General features: G+C 50.7%; 14 protein-coding genes. 9 read left to right on the forward strand and 5 right to left on the reverse strand.

Annotated elements, in window-relative coordinates; genetic code table 11:
• Nucleotides 1-601 precede the first annotated feature (601 nt).
• The 6 genes from ACVA53_RS20460 (at nucleotide 602) to hemB (ending at nucleotide 7,919) form a co-directional block, all read left to right on the forward strand.
• Complete coding sequence (locus ACVA53_RS20460; protein WP_446506115.1) at nucleotides 602-2,320, forward strand: ABC transporter ATP-binding protein; 1,719 nt, start codon at nucleotides 602-604, stop codon at nucleotides 2,318-2,320.
• 92 nt (nucleotides 2,321-2,412) lie between these two features.
• A complete protein-coding gene (locus ACVA53_RS20465) occupies nucleotides 2,413-3,969 on the forward strand; it encodes an ABC transporter substrate-binding protein (RefSeq protein WP_446506116.1) in 1,557 nt (518 codons plus the stop codon).
• A 68-nt stretch (nucleotides 3,970-4,037) separates the two neighbouring features.
• Nucleotides 4,038-5,015, forward strand: a complete 978-nt coding sequence (locus tag ACVA53_RS20470; protein ID WP_107351374.1) for an ABC transporter permease — start codon at nucleotides 4,038-4,040, stop codon at nucleotides 5,013-5,015.
• Between the two features lie 3 nt (nucleotides 5,016-5,018).
• The gene (locus ACVA53_RS20475; protein ID WP_255041577.1) at nucleotides 5,019-5,960 is read left to right on the forward strand and encodes an ABC transporter permease; all 942 of its coding nucleotides are present in this window, start codon (nucleotides 5,019-5,021) and stop codon (nucleotides 5,958-5,960) included.
• Between the two features lie 64 nt (nucleotides 5,961-6,024).
• Nucleotides 6,025-6,822 carry a 3'-5' ssDNA/RNA exonuclease TatD gene (gene tatD, locus ACVA53_RS20480; RefSeq protein WP_446506117.1) on the forward strand — a complete coding sequence of 266 codons (798 nt, stop codon included), beginning with the start codon at nucleotides 6,025-6,027 and terminating at the stop codon, nucleotides 6,820-6,822.
• Between the two features lie 47 nt (nucleotides 6,823-6,869).
• The gene (hemB, locus tag ACVA53_RS20485; protein ID WP_446506118.1) at nucleotides 6,870-7,919 is read left to right on the forward strand and encodes a porphobilinogen synthase; all 1,050 of its coding nucleotides are present in this window, start codon (nucleotides 6,870-6,872) and stop codon (nucleotides 7,917-7,919) included.
• Between the two features lie 100 nt (nucleotides 7,920-8,019).
• On the opposite strand, the gene asnC is transcribed toward hemB, so the two are convergent.
• Entirely contained in the window at nucleotides 8,020-8,481 is a 462-nt protein-coding gene (gene asnC / locus ACVA53_RS20490) for a transcriptional regulator AsnC (protein ID WP_255041581.1), read from the reverse strand.
• A gap of 266 nt (nucleotides 8,482-8,747) precedes the next feature.
• Here asnC and ACVA53_RS20495 point away from each other — a divergent pair, with 266 nt between their 5' ends.
• The 3 genes from ACVA53_RS20495 to ACVA53_RS20505 all read left to right on the forward strand — a co-directional run bounded on the left by ACVA53_RS20495 (nucleotide 8,748) and on the right by ACVA53_RS20505 (nucleotide 10,361).
• A complete protein-coding gene (locus tag ACVA53_RS20495) occupies nucleotides 8,748-8,960 on the forward strand; it encodes a hypothetical protein (RefSeq protein ID WP_446506119.1) in 213 nt (70 codons plus the stop codon).
• Between the two features lie 60 nt (nucleotides 8,961-9,020).
• Complete coding sequence (locus ACVA53_RS20500; RefSeq protein WP_446506120.1) at nucleotides 9,021-9,791, forward strand: class I SAM-dependent methyltransferase; 771 nt, start codon at nucleotides 9,021-9,023, stop codon at nucleotides 9,789-9,791.
• An 81-nt stretch (nucleotides 9,792-9,872) separates the two neighbouring features.
• A complete protein-coding gene (locus ACVA53_RS20505) occupies nucleotides 9,873-10,361 on the forward strand; it encodes a hypothetical protein (protein WP_255041585.1) in 489 nt (162 codons plus the stop codon).
• Between the two features lie 351 nt (nucleotides 10,362-10,712).
• Here the strand turns inward: ACVA53_RS20505 and ACVA53_RS20510 are convergent, their stop codons facing one another.
• The 4 genes from ACVA53_RS20510 to hemC are packed head-to-tail and all read right to left on the reverse strand — an operon-like array spanning nucleotide 10,713 to nucleotide 14,824.
• Nucleotides 10,713-11,900 (reverse strand): heme biosynthesis protein HemY, encoded by a 1,188-nt coding sequence (locus ACVA53_RS20510; protein WP_255041586.1) that lies wholly within the window; start codon nucleotides 11,898-11,900, stop codon nucleotides 10,713-10,715.
• Nucleotides 11,897-13,132, reverse strand: coding sequence for a uroporphyrinogen-III C-methyltransferase (hemX, locus tag ACVA53_RS20515; RefSeq protein WP_446506121.1), 1,236 nt, complete (start codon nucleotides 13,130-13,132; stop codon nucleotides 11,897-11,899). Before hemX ends, ACVA53_RS20510 begins: the two co-directional genes overlap by 4 nt.
• Nucleotides 13,125-13,892, reverse strand: coding sequence for a uroporphyrinogen-III synthase (locus ACVA53_RS20520; protein WP_446506122.1), 768 nt, complete (start codon nucleotides 13,890-13,892; stop codon nucleotides 13,125-13,127). The genes hemX and ACVA53_RS20520 overlap by 8 nt, the downstream gene beginning before the upstream one ends.
• Complete coding sequence (hemC, locus tag ACVA53_RS20525; protein ID WP_255041589.1) at nucleotides 13,892-14,824, reverse strand: hydroxymethylbilane synthase; 933 nt, start codon at nucleotides 14,822-14,824, stop codon at nucleotides 13,892-13,894. The genes ACVA53_RS20520 and hemC overlap by 1 nt, the downstream gene beginning before the upstream one ends.
• Nucleotides 14,825-15,023 lie beyond the last annotated feature (199 nt).

The raw sequence follows: 15,023 nt of genomic DNA on the forward strand, positions 1-15,023 counted from the left end.
GCTATAGCTCAGTTGGTAGAGTCCCGGATTGTGATTCCGGTTGTCGCGGGTTCAAATCCCGTTAGCCACCCCATATTGGAAAGCCCCGTCAGAAATGACGGGGCTTTTTTCGTTTTTGTGATTTTCCCCTTCCTTTAACCCCTTCAGTAAAAGTGTGATCTGCTGTCAATAATGTCTATTCGCAGCTTAGATCTCTGACATGTGACTATTTCACGAGATATAGGTTTACATTAAGGTGGTGACATGGTTTATGTTTCTATAATGTTAAACGGGGCGTTCTTGCTCTCTGTATATTTATGCAAAATTTAAAAGTGTTAGCTATATCATATAACTGTAATTACAGCTGCTTTCACTGCTAAATGCTGATGTTGTGTATAGGGGTTATATCTGTTTTCTCTCTTGTTTTCTTACTCTTCCTCCATTTTATGTGATTATTTATTCTTTTTTTATTCGTTTTCCTGGTTTTTACTTGCGCGTTGTTGATTTATTGTGAAATATTTGACAGATTATGTCCTGAACATACATTCAGCAAATTATGCTGAAAGAAGGGATTCAATTTTTCAGACAGGGCAGAACGCTGCCAAGCAGTTGGGGTCTGGTAATGGCTTTATTGGAAGTGAAAAACCTGCGTATCGAATACCCATCACGACATGGGGTTCATGCTGCAGTGAAGTCGCTCTCGTTTTCAATTGAACGAGGCGAGATTGTCGGTGTGGTCGGTGAGTCCGGCGCCGGTAAGTCGACCGTGGGCAATGCAGTCATTGATTTGCTTAGCCCGCCAGGACGAGTTGCGAGTGGAGATGTTTACCTCGATGGTGAGCTTATCTCGGGGTTGAAGCCGGAGCAAATGCGCTCAGTGCGCGGATCGAAAATTGGTTTTATTTTTCAGGATCCGATGACCTCGCTTAATCCACTCTTTACGGTTGAGCAGCAGCTGACTGAAACGATTGTGACAAATCTGAAGGTGAGTCAGAGTGAAGCGGTGAAGCGGGCCATCAACTTGATGGAACAAGTCGGGATCCCGCAGCCAGAAATACGTATCAAACAGTATCCGCATCAGTTTTCAGGTGGTATGCGTCAGAGGGTAGTGATTGCTATTGCCTTGGCTGGCGAACCGGATTTAATCATTGCCGATGAGCCAACCACTGCGCTGGATGTGTCGATTCAGGATCAGATCCTGAATCTTATTCGCGAACTGTGTCGGAAGAAAAACGTCGGTTGTATGCTGGTGACCCATGATATGGGTGTTGTTTCCAACGTGACCGATAGGGTTGCTGTGATGTATCGCGGTGATTTGGTGGAAATCGGTGATACGGAGCAGGTGTTGTGCCGCCCGAACCACCCGTATACACAAAGCTTAATTTCAGCTGTTCCGCGTTCCGATATTAAGCTCAAGCGTTTCCCGCTGGTAAGCTATATCGAAGACGCGAAGGAAATGAGCCAGCTTGATGTGAAAAATCATTGGCTGGGCCAAAGTGAAGATCAACGTCGTTATACCGGTGCCTTGTTGCAGGTTGAGAATGTTAATCTACGCTTTGTTACCAAGGATTCATTTTTCGAAAGCCGTCGTGAATACGTCCAGGCGAATAATGACGTCAGTTTTGAGATCTTTGAAGGGGAAACGTTCGGGTTGGTGGGAGAGTCGGGTTCAGGTAAGTCGACGATAGCCCGAGCGATCACTGGCTTGTATCCGCCTAACTCCGGTAAAATTACCTTTGAAGGTGTCGATCTTACTGCACTCAAAAATGAAGCCGAGCGCCGTCCGCTGCGTCGCCAGATGCAGATGGTGTTCCAGAACCCTTATACTTCAATGAACCCGCGAATGAAGGTTGCCGATATCATCGCGGAACCTATTCGTTTCCACCGACTGACTGAAAATGAAATCCAGACTCGTCAAATCGTTAATGATCTGCTTGACCACGTAGGTTTAGGTAGTGCATCTGGTGTGAAGTACCCGCATGAATTTTCGGGTGGCCAACGCCAGCGGATTTCGATTGCACGGGCATTGGCTACCCGCCCCCGCCTATTGATTTGTGATGAACCGACATCGGCATTAGACGTGTCAGTCCAGGCACAAATTCTTAATCTACTCAAAGATCTCCAGGATGAGCTGAATTTGACCATGCTGTTTATCAGTCATGATCTCCCGGTGATCCGCCAGATGTGTGATCGCATCGGTGTGATGCAGAAGGGCACCTTGCTAGAGGTTGCCCCGACCGAGCAGTTGTTCACTGCACCACAGCATGAGTACAGTCGTCAGCTGATCTCTCTGATGCCTGAGTTCAAGGGCATGAGTCAGGAAGGACTGAAGTTAGCTTAATCATTTCATGCCGCTGTCTACAGCGGCATAGGACACAACAAAAGCAAACACAACAGCAAGGGAGTTACCTCCCCGCATAAAGGAGCTATGCAATGAAAACCCTCAAGACCAAGTTGGCCGTGGCCTTAATGGCTGCCGGCCTGAGCTTTAGTGCCGCCGCAGCTGACATCAAAGTCGCCTATGATGCTGATCCAGTATCACTTGATCCGCATGAGCAATTATCTGGTGGCACTCTGCAGCTATCGCACATGGTCTTCGACCCATTGGTGCGCTTTAAGCAAGATCTCGACTTTGAGCCACGCTTGGCAACGAAATGGGAGCGTGTTGATGATGACACTTTCCGTTTTCACCTACGTCAAGGCGTGAAGTTCCACTCAGGTAATACCATGACGGCAGATGATGTCGTGTGGACTTTCCAGCGTCTGAAAGATTCACCTGATTTCAAAGCGATTTTCGACCCTTTCTCTGCGATGGAAAAAGTGGATGATTACACGGTTGATCTAAAAACAACGGGTCCATACCCGCTTGTTCTACAAACAGCGACATACATCTTCCCAATGGACAGCAAGTTCTATACGGGCACCACAGAAGACGGTCGTGATAAAGCTGCGATCGTTAAGCACGGTAACTCGTTTGCATCGACGAACATGTCTGGCACCGGCCCATTTATCGTGACGAGTCGTGAGCAAGGCGTGAAAGTAGAATTTGAACGTTTTGATGGTTACTGGGATACCGCCTCTCCAGGCAACGTTGACACTATCACTTTGCAGCCTATCAAAGAGAATGCCACTCGTGTTGCAGCGCTGCTTTCTGGTGGTGTCGATATGATTGCTCCTGTCGCACCTAATGATCACAAACGTGTTGAATCTTCGAAGGACTTGGATTTGGTGACCCTACCAGGCACACGTCTTATCTCGTTCCACATGAACCAAAATAGCAACGAAGCGCTGAAAGATGTCCGTGTGCGTCAGGCGATTGTTCACGCGATCAACAACGACGGTATCGTACAGCGTATCATGCGAGGCTTCGCGACAACGGCCTCTCAGCAGAGTCCGGTTGGTTACGCTGGCCACAATGAAGCGTTAGATGTCCGTTTTGATGTTGCTAAAGCGAAAGAGTTAATGAAAGAAGCGGGCTATGAAGATGGCTTCACTTTAACCATGATGGCACCAAACAATCGTTACGTGAACGATGACAAGATCGCCCAAGCTGCCGCCCAGATGCTTTCTAAAATCGGGATCAAAGTTGACCTTAAAACGTTGCCAAAAGCGCAATACTGGCCGGAATTTGATGTCTGTGCGGCTGACATGATGATGATCGGTTGGCACGCAGATACAGAAGATTCAGCGAACTTTACCGAGTTCCTAACAATGACGCGTAATGAAGATACTGGTCGCGGGCAATACAACTGTGGCTATTACTCAAACGCCGAGGTGGATGGTTTGATTGAGGCATCAAACGTTGAAACTGATCCAGCCAAACGTTCTGCTCAGCTGAAGAAAGTTGAAGAAATTCTGTATAACGATGCGGCATACGTTCCGTTGCATTGGCAAAACCTAGCGTGGGCTGCAAAGTCTAACGTGAAGATCGCGCCGATTGTGAACGCAATGAACTTCCCGTACTTCGGTGATCTGGTAGTTGAAGAGTAATTCTTCACTGCAACAACGTCAGGCCAAGGTTGGCCTGACGTTTCTTTAGTTTATGAAAGGGATAAGAAATGTTTACGTTTCTGGTTAAGCGCCTGTATCAGGCACTGATAGTGATGTTTGTGATCAGTCTGGTCGCGTTTGCAATCCAGGATAACCTTGGCGATCCGCTGCGTGAGTTGGTGGGGCAATCTGTCTCAGAGGCAGAACGACAAGCACTTCGTGACGAACTGGGCCTGAATGATCCATTTGTGACTAAATACGCTCGCTTTGTTGGTAATGCGGTTCAAGGTGACTTAGGGACATCTTACTTTTTTAAACGTCCGGCACTGGACGTGATAATGGATAAATTGGTGGCGACGCTCGAATTGGTATTTGGCGCCTCCGTGATTATCGTCTTGCTCTCGATACCACTGGGTGTCTATTCTGCGATTCACCCCAAAAGCTTTTTTACCAAAGTGATTATGGCCTTCAGCAGTGTGGGTATATCCATTCCGGTTTTCTTAACCGCTATTATGCTGATGTATGTATTTTCAATAGAGCTCGGTTGGCTACCTTCGTTTGGACGAGGCACTACCACTAGTCCATTAGGTTGGGAATCGGGTTTGTTTAATTTAGATGGACTGGCGCACCTTGTTTTACCATCGATTGCGCTGGCATCGATTATGCTGCCGTTGTTTATTCGCCTCGTGCGCTCTGAAATGCTGGAGGTTTTGAGCTCGGAATATATCAAGTTTGCCAAGGCGAAAGGATTAGCGCTGAACAAAATTTATTATCAGCATGCGCTGAAAAACACCATGTTGCCAGTGATCACTGTCGGTGGTGTGCAGATCGGTACTATGGTTGCTTATACCATTTTGACCGAGACGGTTTTCCAATGGCCGGGAACGGGTTTCTTGTTCTTAGAAGCAATTAACCGGGTCGATACCCCTCTTATTACGGCATATGTGATTTTTGTTGGTTTGATATTTGTGGTCACTAATACCATTGTGGATCTGCTTTACGGTCTGATTAACCCGACTGTTAACCTGACTGGAAAAGGAGCGTAATCGATGTCTATGACTCAAACGACAACACCTAGCCGCTTGCAGCGCTTTCTAGATTCTGATTTCATCTATCACTTCAAGCGCGATAAAGTCGCGATGCTGAGTTTTGCGGTCTTTTTAGCATGCGCACTGAGTGCCGCTTTCGCTCCGTTGCTAGCACCGGTTAACCCTTATGATCCAACCGCCATTGACATCATGGATTCTGAGATGGCACCAATCTGGATGGAATATTCAGACCCGCGTTTCTTGCTCGGTACCGATCCGCAAGGACGCGACATTTTATCGACCATTCTTTATGGCATGCGCATCTCATTGATCATCGGTATTTTGGCGGTTGCTGTACAGATGGTTCTGGGCGTGGTTATTGGCCTTAGTGCGGGTTACTTCGGCGGCCGTATTGATAGTTTCTTAATGCGCTTTGCCGATATTCAGCTATCGTTCTCTACCATGATGGTGGCGATCATTGTTTCGGCTATCTTCCGCGCTGGTCTTGGTACTCAGCTATATAGTCAGTATGCAGTGGTGATGCTGGTGGTGATTATCGGTATTGCTGAGTGGCCACAGTATGCGCGAACCATTCGCGCTTCCGTATTGGCTGAAAAGAAAAAAGAGTATGTTGAAGCGGCGAAAGTGATGGGCTTCAAGGCGCCACGGATCATGTTCCGCCATATTCTGCCTAACTGCTTGTCACCGATTTTGGTTATCTCAACCGTACAGGTTGCCAATGCCATCATGTCTGAGGCTGCCCTCTCCTTCCTTGGGCTCGGGCTGCCAGTGGACCAACCGTCGTTGGGCTCGCTGATCAGTATCGGCTTTAACTATATCTTCTCTGGCTCCTGGTGGATCACCGCTTTTCCTGGGATGGTATTGGTTGTGTTGGTGTTGGTCATCAACTTGCTAGGTGACTGGTTGCGTGATGTGTTTAACCCAAAAATTTACAAAGGGTGATAGCAAAACGTAGCGATATTCATTAAGTTGTTCCCATTGCTTAGAAAATTAAGTGGGAACAGCGATGATTGATATCGGGGTCAACCTGACTAACAGCCGGTTTGATAAAGACCGCTACGAGGTCGTGGAGCGCGCCAAAACAGCGGGTGTCCACGGCCTTATTCTTACCGGTACCAGTATCGAAGAAAGCCGACAGGCGGTGGCAATGGCCCGTCAGTGGCCGGGCTATACCTACAGCACCGCAGGGGTGCATCCCCATGATGCCAAAAGTGTCCAAGACTTGGCGCTGACCGATCTCCGCGAACTGGCTGCTCACCCTGAAGTGGTGGCCATCGGTGAATGTGGACTCGACTTTAATCGGGATTTCTCTCCAAGACCGCAGCAGGAAGCCGTATTTGAGGCCCAGTTGGCGTTGGCTGCTGAGCTTAATATGCCTGTTTTCATGCACTGCCGTGATGCCCATGAGCGCTTTATGGCAATTCTCAAGCCGTGGCGCGATAAGTTACCGGCAGCAGTATTGCATTGTTTCACCGGTACCCAAAAGGAGCTTCGGGACTGCTTGGCGCTGGACTTGCACATCGGGATCACCGGTTGGGTCTGTGATGAGCGCCGCGGCACTGAGTTGCGTGAGATTGTTGCCGACATTCCAGATAACCGCTTGATGGTGGAGACCGACTGTCCTTATCTGCTGCCGCGGGATTACCGGCCCAAGCCAAAATCGAGCCGCAATGAACCCAAGTTTCTGCCCCATATCGCGTCCGTGATTGCAGAGTGTCGCGGTCAGCAACCTGATCAAGTGATGGCCAATGCGTTTGTTACCACCCAGGCATTTTTCAATATCGGATCAACAGCCACCGAATGAGGGTGGTATGATCCACATAAGCGATTTAACCCAAAAAGGAGTATGCAGTGTCTGTATCTATCCAGGGCGCGTTTCCGGCACGCCGTATGCGTCGTATGCGCAAGCATGATTTTAGTCGCCGTTTAATGGCCGAAAATCAGATTTCTGTGAATGACCTGATTTACCCAATGTTTATCCTGATGGGTAAGAACCGTCGTGAAACCGTCGATTCCATGCCGGGGATAGAGCGTCTGTCTATTGATCTTATGCTTCAGGAAGCCGAGTACCTGGCTACGTTGGGTGTCCCTGCGATAGCCTTGTTCCCAGTGGTATCGCAGGACTTTAAGTCAACCTGTGCTGCGGAAGCCTTCAACCCGGAAGGTCTGGTCCAGCGAGCTGTCCGTCTGCTGAAAGAGCATGTGCCACAGATAGGCGTGATCACCGATGTTGCCCTCGATCCGTTCACCATCCATGGGCAGGACGGCATCATCGATGAAGACGGCTATGTGATCAATGATGTCACCACCGAAGTGCTGATCAAGCAAGCCTTGTCTCATGCTGAAGCGGGTGCTGACGTTGTTGCTCCGTCGGACATGATGGATGGCCGTATCGGTGCAATCCGCGAAGCGCTGGAAGAAGCCGGTTATGTTCATACTCAAATCATGGCTTATTCTGCCAAGTATGCGTCTAACTACTACGGCCCGTTCCGTGATGCGGTCGGCTCATCAGGTAACCTGAAAGGTGGTGATAAGAAAAACTATCAAATGGATCCGGCCAACAGCGACGAAGCACTGCATGAAGTGGCCATGGACGTCAACGAAGGCGCTGACATGGTGATGGTCAAGCCGGGTATGCCATATTTGGATGTGGTGCGCCGGGTGAAAACTGAACTGCAGGTACCGACCTTTGCCTATCAGGTCTCGGGTGAGTACGCGATGCACATGGCAGCGATCCAGAATGGTTGGCTCAAGGAGCGCGAAACTGTGATGGAATCCTTGCTGTGCTTCAAGCGTGCGGGCGCCGACGGTGTCCTTACCTACTTTGCTAAATCAGTTGCCGAGTGGTTGGCAGAAGATGCCGCTGCCCGCCAGACTGAGCTGGATAACCTAAGCGAATAATCTGAAAGAAGAGCAGCTAAGTCTTTACTTATCGGCTGTGATAATCAGGGCCTGCACTATGGTGCAGGCCCTTTTGTTAGCGCTGAATAATCGCAGATGGTCAGGGGTGGACGTTGCGGTTGATTGGGTTTTGCAGCGAGATCAGGGTCTCGGTTGACTGGACTTCGTCGATTGCCTGCAGCTTATCAATCAGCACGTACTGCAGCTCTTCTATCGATTTGCACATCAACTTGACGAAAATATTGTACGCCCCGGTGGTGTAGTAGGCCTCGACCACCTCGTCAAGCTCATTGAGCTTGGTCAGTGCCGAGTGGTAGTCCCGTGCTGCGTTGAGGTTGATACCGATAAAGCAGCACACGTCGTAGCCGAGTAGCTTGGGGTTGATGATCACTTCGGTGCCGGTGATGATTTCAGCTGCACGCATTTTTTCGACCCGGACATGGACGGTAGCAGGGCTGACGTTGAAGCGCTTGGCCATTTCGGCATAGGGGGTGCGGGCATCGCTCATCAGGGTATTGAGGATTTCCCGGTCGAGATCATCAATTCGAATTTGGCTGGTCATGGTGGAAGCAATCCTTGGTTTATACGTGCTTGGTCATATCTTATACTGACACCACGCTATGTCGCTAAATTATATTAAAAAATAGCCGTTTGGCTAGTTACTGGCCCTTATGCGCTTGATTGTTCTTTTTTCTTCTCAGCAGGTTACCGCTCAAGGCGTCGACCTACGATACTTTAGTGATCCATTCTTACCACAAGGGCATTCGCTGGACGGATGGTTTTCAGGCCGGGCTGGAGTCGGCCGCCAGTATGCAAGGGGGTCGCTCCATGTTAATTATATGGACAGTAAGTGCTATCAGTCACCGGCTTACCTCAATGAAGATGGGCAAGCAGACGGTAGATGAATGTGTCGAGAATGAAGCGAACCTTGCCAAGCTCGGTGAATTGGAAATGGATTATGCCCTGGGCTATGTGTTTGGCTACCCACAGCCGTTGCCTAAGCTGGTTGCTCAATTGAGCCAGCGTAAAGAGGTGTTATAATCCGCAACTTAATGCCTGCCGTGTTTGGCTGGCAGGTGCTGTATTTACCGGAGTGTGTGTGTGCAACTAGCCTTAATTTCTGAGTCCCCTGAGCGTCAACATGAACTTGATCTGTTGGCTGAACGCTGGGGACTATCCCATGACCCAGACAGCGTGTTTGCATTGGTCCTGACAACTGAGCGGCTGGAGCTTCGCAAGCTTGATGAGGCTAAATTGGGCGCGGTATATGTCGACTTGGTGAGTGGCGCCGTGGCACATAGGCGTAAATTCGGTGGTGGCCGGGGTCAGGCGATTGCCAAAGCGGTGGGTCTCAAGGGAGGCGTGACACCAACCGTGGTTGATGGTACGGCAGGATTGGGACGCGACGCGTTTGTTTTGGCCTCGCTCGGCTGCAAGGTACAGATGGTCGAGCGCCACCCGGTAGTGGCTGCGTTGCTGGACGACGGTTTGGCCCGCGCCAAAGCGGATAGCGAAATCGGTGGCTGGATCAGCGAGCGGATGACACTGCTGCATGCCTCGAGCCATAACGCGCTGGAGTTGCTGGCTGCCGATCCGGATTTTGTGGCCCCGGATGTGGTGTACCTTGATCCGATGTACCCACACAAGAAGAAATCGGCGTTGGTGAAAAAGGAAATGCGGGTGTTCCAAACTTTGGTCGGGGCCGATCTTGATGCTGATGGTTTGCTGGCCCCAGCGTTAGCTTTGGCCACCAAGCGGGTGGTTGTCAAGCGGCCGGATTATGCCGAGTTTTTAGCAGGGCAAAAGCCTGCGACAGCCATCGAAACCAAGAAAAACCGCTTCGATGTGTATGTGAAAGCAGCAATGAAGTAGCAGTTGGCGGTTAGCAGCGGTATATTGTAATGAGAATAGTTACTCCGGCCTGACAGGGGTCGGACGGCCGGAGATGAGGGAATGGCAAAGTCGTTATGTAAATATCGCCGGGTTGAGATCACGGCCCAGTTTTCCACCATTAGCCGGATGGTCAGTACGGCTAATTATATGTGCAGTAGCTGTGCCCGTGTGGCCTCGGAAAAAGGCTACCTGTGTAAGCCTAGTGCCCTGAAGCGTCCGACAGATATGGCTCATGTGATCAAACCGAGTTTGGCGGCGGTCGAAGCGGTAGCCGTTGATACGGCGGCGGTTTCCGAGGTGACCAACGTGTCCTCTTTAGCGAGGGCTTCTGCCCCGGCCCCTGTTTTGGCTACCAAGCTGGATACGCCAGTGCCAGTTATTGCTTCGCACCCAGCGGTGGTTGCGTGCCGTAAAGTGGCAAGGAAGAAAGCCAAGCAGCTTAAAAAACTGAAGAAACTGGCAAAGAAGCAGAACAAGCAGTTGAAGAAGGCCATCAAGGCGACCCGTCGCTATCACAAGGCTATAGAGAAGGCTCAAGCTTCGGTGTAGCGAGCTATTGACGGGTATAAAAAAACCTCCTGGCGGAGGTTTTTTTGTTCTGGGCAATTATGATTCTTTGATCAGTACTGCTGTCATCAGGCAGGTGATCACAGAAACAATGATGCCAGAAACGATTAACCAAGGAAGCATATCCATAGTTAGGTATCCATCTGTTGAGCAACATGAGCCCCTATTGAAACCTGTTTACAAAATGCTAGCAATGGGATGGATATAGCTTGAAACGCCTGTTAACAGATGGAAACAAATATTCGCTCTGGGACACATAATTCATTGTCTTTAAGTATAAAAAAGCACCCTCTTGGGTGCTTTTTAATTACTGGACGTTATGTTGCTTTTTTGTTAGCTTTTGGCGGGTAGTGCCAGAGTCAGGGCTTGTCGTGACAATGCGGCAGCGCCTTGTTTGTCATCTAGCTGCTCCATCACTTCAACCAAATAGCCGTAGTCAGCGACATCGCTGCGCAGAGCGATGGCTTTCTCGAAATGCTCTTTAGCTTCTTCCAGCTTGCCTTCACGCATAAACAATTGGCCTAGTGCGCTATGGGTGCTCGGGTTGTTGCTATCATAGCGGAGTAAATCCTGCAGGCGAACAATTGCTGGGTGGCTGTCGGCCAGTTTTAGGGTCGGGATAAGGTTGATCAACGACTCGTCAATGTTCTTTTTCAAGGCATCACGCAGCACGGTATAGGCTTCACTGTCGGCGTTGTATTGGCTCATTAGTTTGACGAAACACGCCACGAGATCCGGGCGTTGCTTGGCCTTGCGGCTCAAACTGTTCCAGTGACCCATCAGGCCTTCACTGCCTTGTTGCTTAGCGATGTGGCGCATGATGCCGCATTCGGCTTTCGCTTCGAGTTTGGCTGCCTCTTCAGTATCTACCACACCAGATTTCTCCAGTTGAGGAAGCAGTGCTAGCAAGGGTTTCCAGTCTTCAAGACGGACGTAGCAGTCTTTCAATAGGGTCAGTAGCACGGGGTTGCGGCTATGGTCGTGCTTGATATCTTGCAGAGTGGCAACAGCCTGCTCAAATTGCTGCTGGCGGAACTGAAGCTTGGCGCGGGTCAGGGCAACAGCCAAGCTCTGGCCATCAAGGTCGGCAGCCAGTCTCAGGTATTCGTCCCGTTGGCTGGCATCGCCTTGGCCTTGTGCGGCTTCGGCTGCTGCTAAGTAGTTCAGCAGTGGTGCATCGCTGTGCTTGGCTGACTTGACCACCAGTTTTTCAGCCTGTTTCCAGTCACCTTCGATCACCTTAGTCAGGCCTTCAGATGTCTGTAGGCGGGCTTTGCGGGTTTTACGGCCTGAGAACCAGCCGCGGGTCGAGCTACCCAGTGAGAACAGGCGTTTGAGGATATTCTCCAGCAGGAAAAAAGCACCGAACAGCACGACCACGAGGATGATCAGTGTCGTCAGGCTCATTTCCACGGTTTGGTTGGCCGCCGAGATAAGCACATAACCTTGGTTTCCGGCCAGCATCGGGCCGACAACGATGCCGGCAATCAGTGCGGCGACCAGCAATAGCAATTTGATCATGCAGGGTTCTCCTCTGTGCTAAGCGGTTTCACCTGCTGGCGTAGACGATCGCTGATAGTATCGGTGATCAGTGCTTGCGACTGCAGCTTGCTCGGGTAGTCAGCTTCGATGTTTTCTTGGCCGAGTGCCTCGAGTGTGGCGATGAAGCTCTGAACGGCAGGATCGTCCATATTATAGAACTGCTCAGCCCAGTCTTTGGCCATGGCCAATGACGTGGTATATAGCTCGCCCTGCTCGCGGTATACCGACTTGATCGCGGTTTCCAGCTTAGACTTGATGTTTTCCTGCAGGTAGAAGTCTTGCTTCGGAGTCAGCAAAGGGATAACACTGCCATCGCGCTGGCGGTAGGTGATGAAGTGATCGCTGAAGTTCTTCAGTGAGGTCATCATGTTTTGCTTCCAATCGTCGACGGAGGTAGACACTTCGGTGGTCTCTACAACTTCGGCTTCTGGCAGAATAGCGTTGGCCAATGGTAGCTTGCCAATTTCTTCCTGGAGGCTAGTAAGGCGCAATACCAGGCCATCACGGTCAATACGGGCAACCGCTTTCAGTGCTGTGATATCAGTATGCATCGCCTGGCGGATAGGCGTTAGGCTTGGATCGTTAAGCTCAGCGATACGGTGATCGGCAGATTCGAGCAAAATAGTCGCACTGGCGGTGTCATGTTCCAGCCACAGTTTTCGGCCCGCCATCTTGACCAGGTAATCGGCCTCCGCCAGCAGCCAGTCGTTTGGACGGCGGCCTTTCATTTCTGATAGGGCCATCTGCAAACCGATAATCGACTTTTCCTGCTGCTCAATCGACGTTTCGGTGCGCTGCAGGCTGGAATTAACTTGGCTTAGGGTTTCTTGCTGGGATGTTTTGAGAGATGACTGAAGCTGGGATTGAAGTTGTGAGACTTCTTGCTGCAAAGCCGCCATTTGGCTGTTTTGGGTTTGGGTCTGTTGGTGCCCGTGGTAGTAAAGACCGGCACCGAGAGCGATGACCAAGGCGATAGCAATTGCACCGGTTTTGCTGCCACCCGGCTTTTCGCTCGGTTGACTGGCTGGTGCTGCGGCGGCCGGTTGTGCTGGCTGCTCTGCTTTTACCTGTTTTTCAGGAGTTGGCTTTTTCTCAGCGGCTGGCTTTGGCGCTTGCGCTTTGGCGCTTGCTTGTCCTTGCTTATTGGTATTGTTTGCTGCGGATTGTTGTTTATCTGCAGGGTTTTCATTATTGGTTTTTTTATCAGTCATCCGATTTTCCCATTGTGCCTATTTTGCTTAGGGTCGTGAACAGCGGGCCATTGGCCGCACTTCCCACATTGGAAATTAAACGAAAACCAAGCCCATGGGCTTGATCGGCGATTCGCTGGCTTGGTACGAATAGCTGGCAGTTAAGAAACCAAGCCATAGCGCTGTCTGGTATAAGCTTGACCAGTTGGTCAAGTTGCTCACTGCTGGTGACGACCAGGGTGTCAACGTTGGCCTGCTGCCAACTCCGGCTCAAGGCCGGGCCATCAAGCGGTAACCAGTTGCGCTGGTATGTCTCGCAATAGGAGACATCGGCCCCACCTTGGCACAGGCGCTGGTAGATCAACTCGCGCCCGCCATTGCCGCGTAAGATGAGCACTTGTCGCTCAGCTACATCAGACAATATTGGCAAGGCCAACAGTCCCTCACTGTCGCAACGCCCGGACGGGGACAAAACAGTTTGTCCTGTATAGTCTTGCAGCGCTGCGGCGGTTTTCTGGCCGACCGCTATATAATGCACGTTTTTTGGCCAACTGGCACCTACTGACATCATGTAATTGTGCGCTAGATTGGCGGCGTGAACACTGACGGCAATCAGAAAATCGCCATTTTTCAGGTGAGAAAGTGCGTTAGGTAGGTGCTGAAGTTGCTGCCCCGGCTGAATTTCCAGCAGGGGCTGCGCAATTGCGTTGATCCCCGCAGCGATCAGCTGCTGTGTTAGCTGGTGGCATTCTGGTGCCGGGCGGGTGATCAGTATGGTCATCAGGCGTTGCCGTAAAGCTCGTCGAGAATAGTCTTGGCCCCATCGGCCAACAGCTGATCGGCGAGTTCAAGGCCCAATTTTTCGGCGTCATCGCGAGGGCCGCGGACTTCACCGCGAACAATCTGGCTTCCGTCAGGCTCACCGACCAGCGCGCGCAGCCAGATCTGATCGCCTTCCAGTACCGAATAGCTGCCGATTGGTACCTGGCACCCGCCTTGTAGGCGGTTGTTCATGGCGCGCTCGCACAATACGCGGGTTTCCGTATCTTGGTGGTTCAATGCAGCCAGTAGTTTGCATACACGCTCGTCGTCAAGGCGACATTCAATGCCAACAGCGCCTTGGCCTACCGCCGGTAGGCTGGTTTCCGGGGCAATGGCCTCGCGGATACGGTCTTCCATTTTTAGGCGCATAAGGCCAGCACAGGCAAGGATGATGGCATCATATTCGCCGTCATCCATTTTGCGCAGGCGGGTGTTGACGTTGCCGCGCAGATCTTTAACCACCAGATCAGGACGTTGGGCACGCAGCTGGCATTGGCGACGCAAGCTTGATGTCCCTACTACGGCACCGGCTGGCAGTTGTGCCAGATTTTCATAGTGGTTGGAGACAAACGCATCACGTGGGTCTTCTCGCTCACAGATGGTGACGAGGCCCAACCCTTCAGGGAACTCTACCGGGACGTCTTTCATTGAGTGTACGGCAATGTCGGCACGGCCTTCCAGCATCGCCACTTCGAGTTCTTTGACAAATAGCCCTTTGCCACCCACTTTTGCCAACGGAGTATCGAGAATAATATCGCCTTTGGTGACCATAGGAACCAGTTCGACTTCCAGGCCGGGGTGGGCTTGCTCTAGAGCTGCTTTGACAAATTCGGCTTGCCACATTGCGAGTGGGCTCTTGCGCGTGGCAATACGGATTGGGGTATCGGTCATAGGATCGGGTCCATATATGTAATTGAGCACTATTATTATTGTTTCTAATCCTACCACTACTGGGCAGGGATGGTAATTGATGTGTGGCTGCGAGTGCGTTGGGGCAATATTGTCTTGCTATAAACTGCAATTAATGTGATATTGGTCACATATGTTCTCGGTGGTATACAGATAACCGATCGCAAAGTGGCGGTTTGGT

This window comes from Photobacterium sp. DNB23_23_1 (assembly GCF_052873815.1).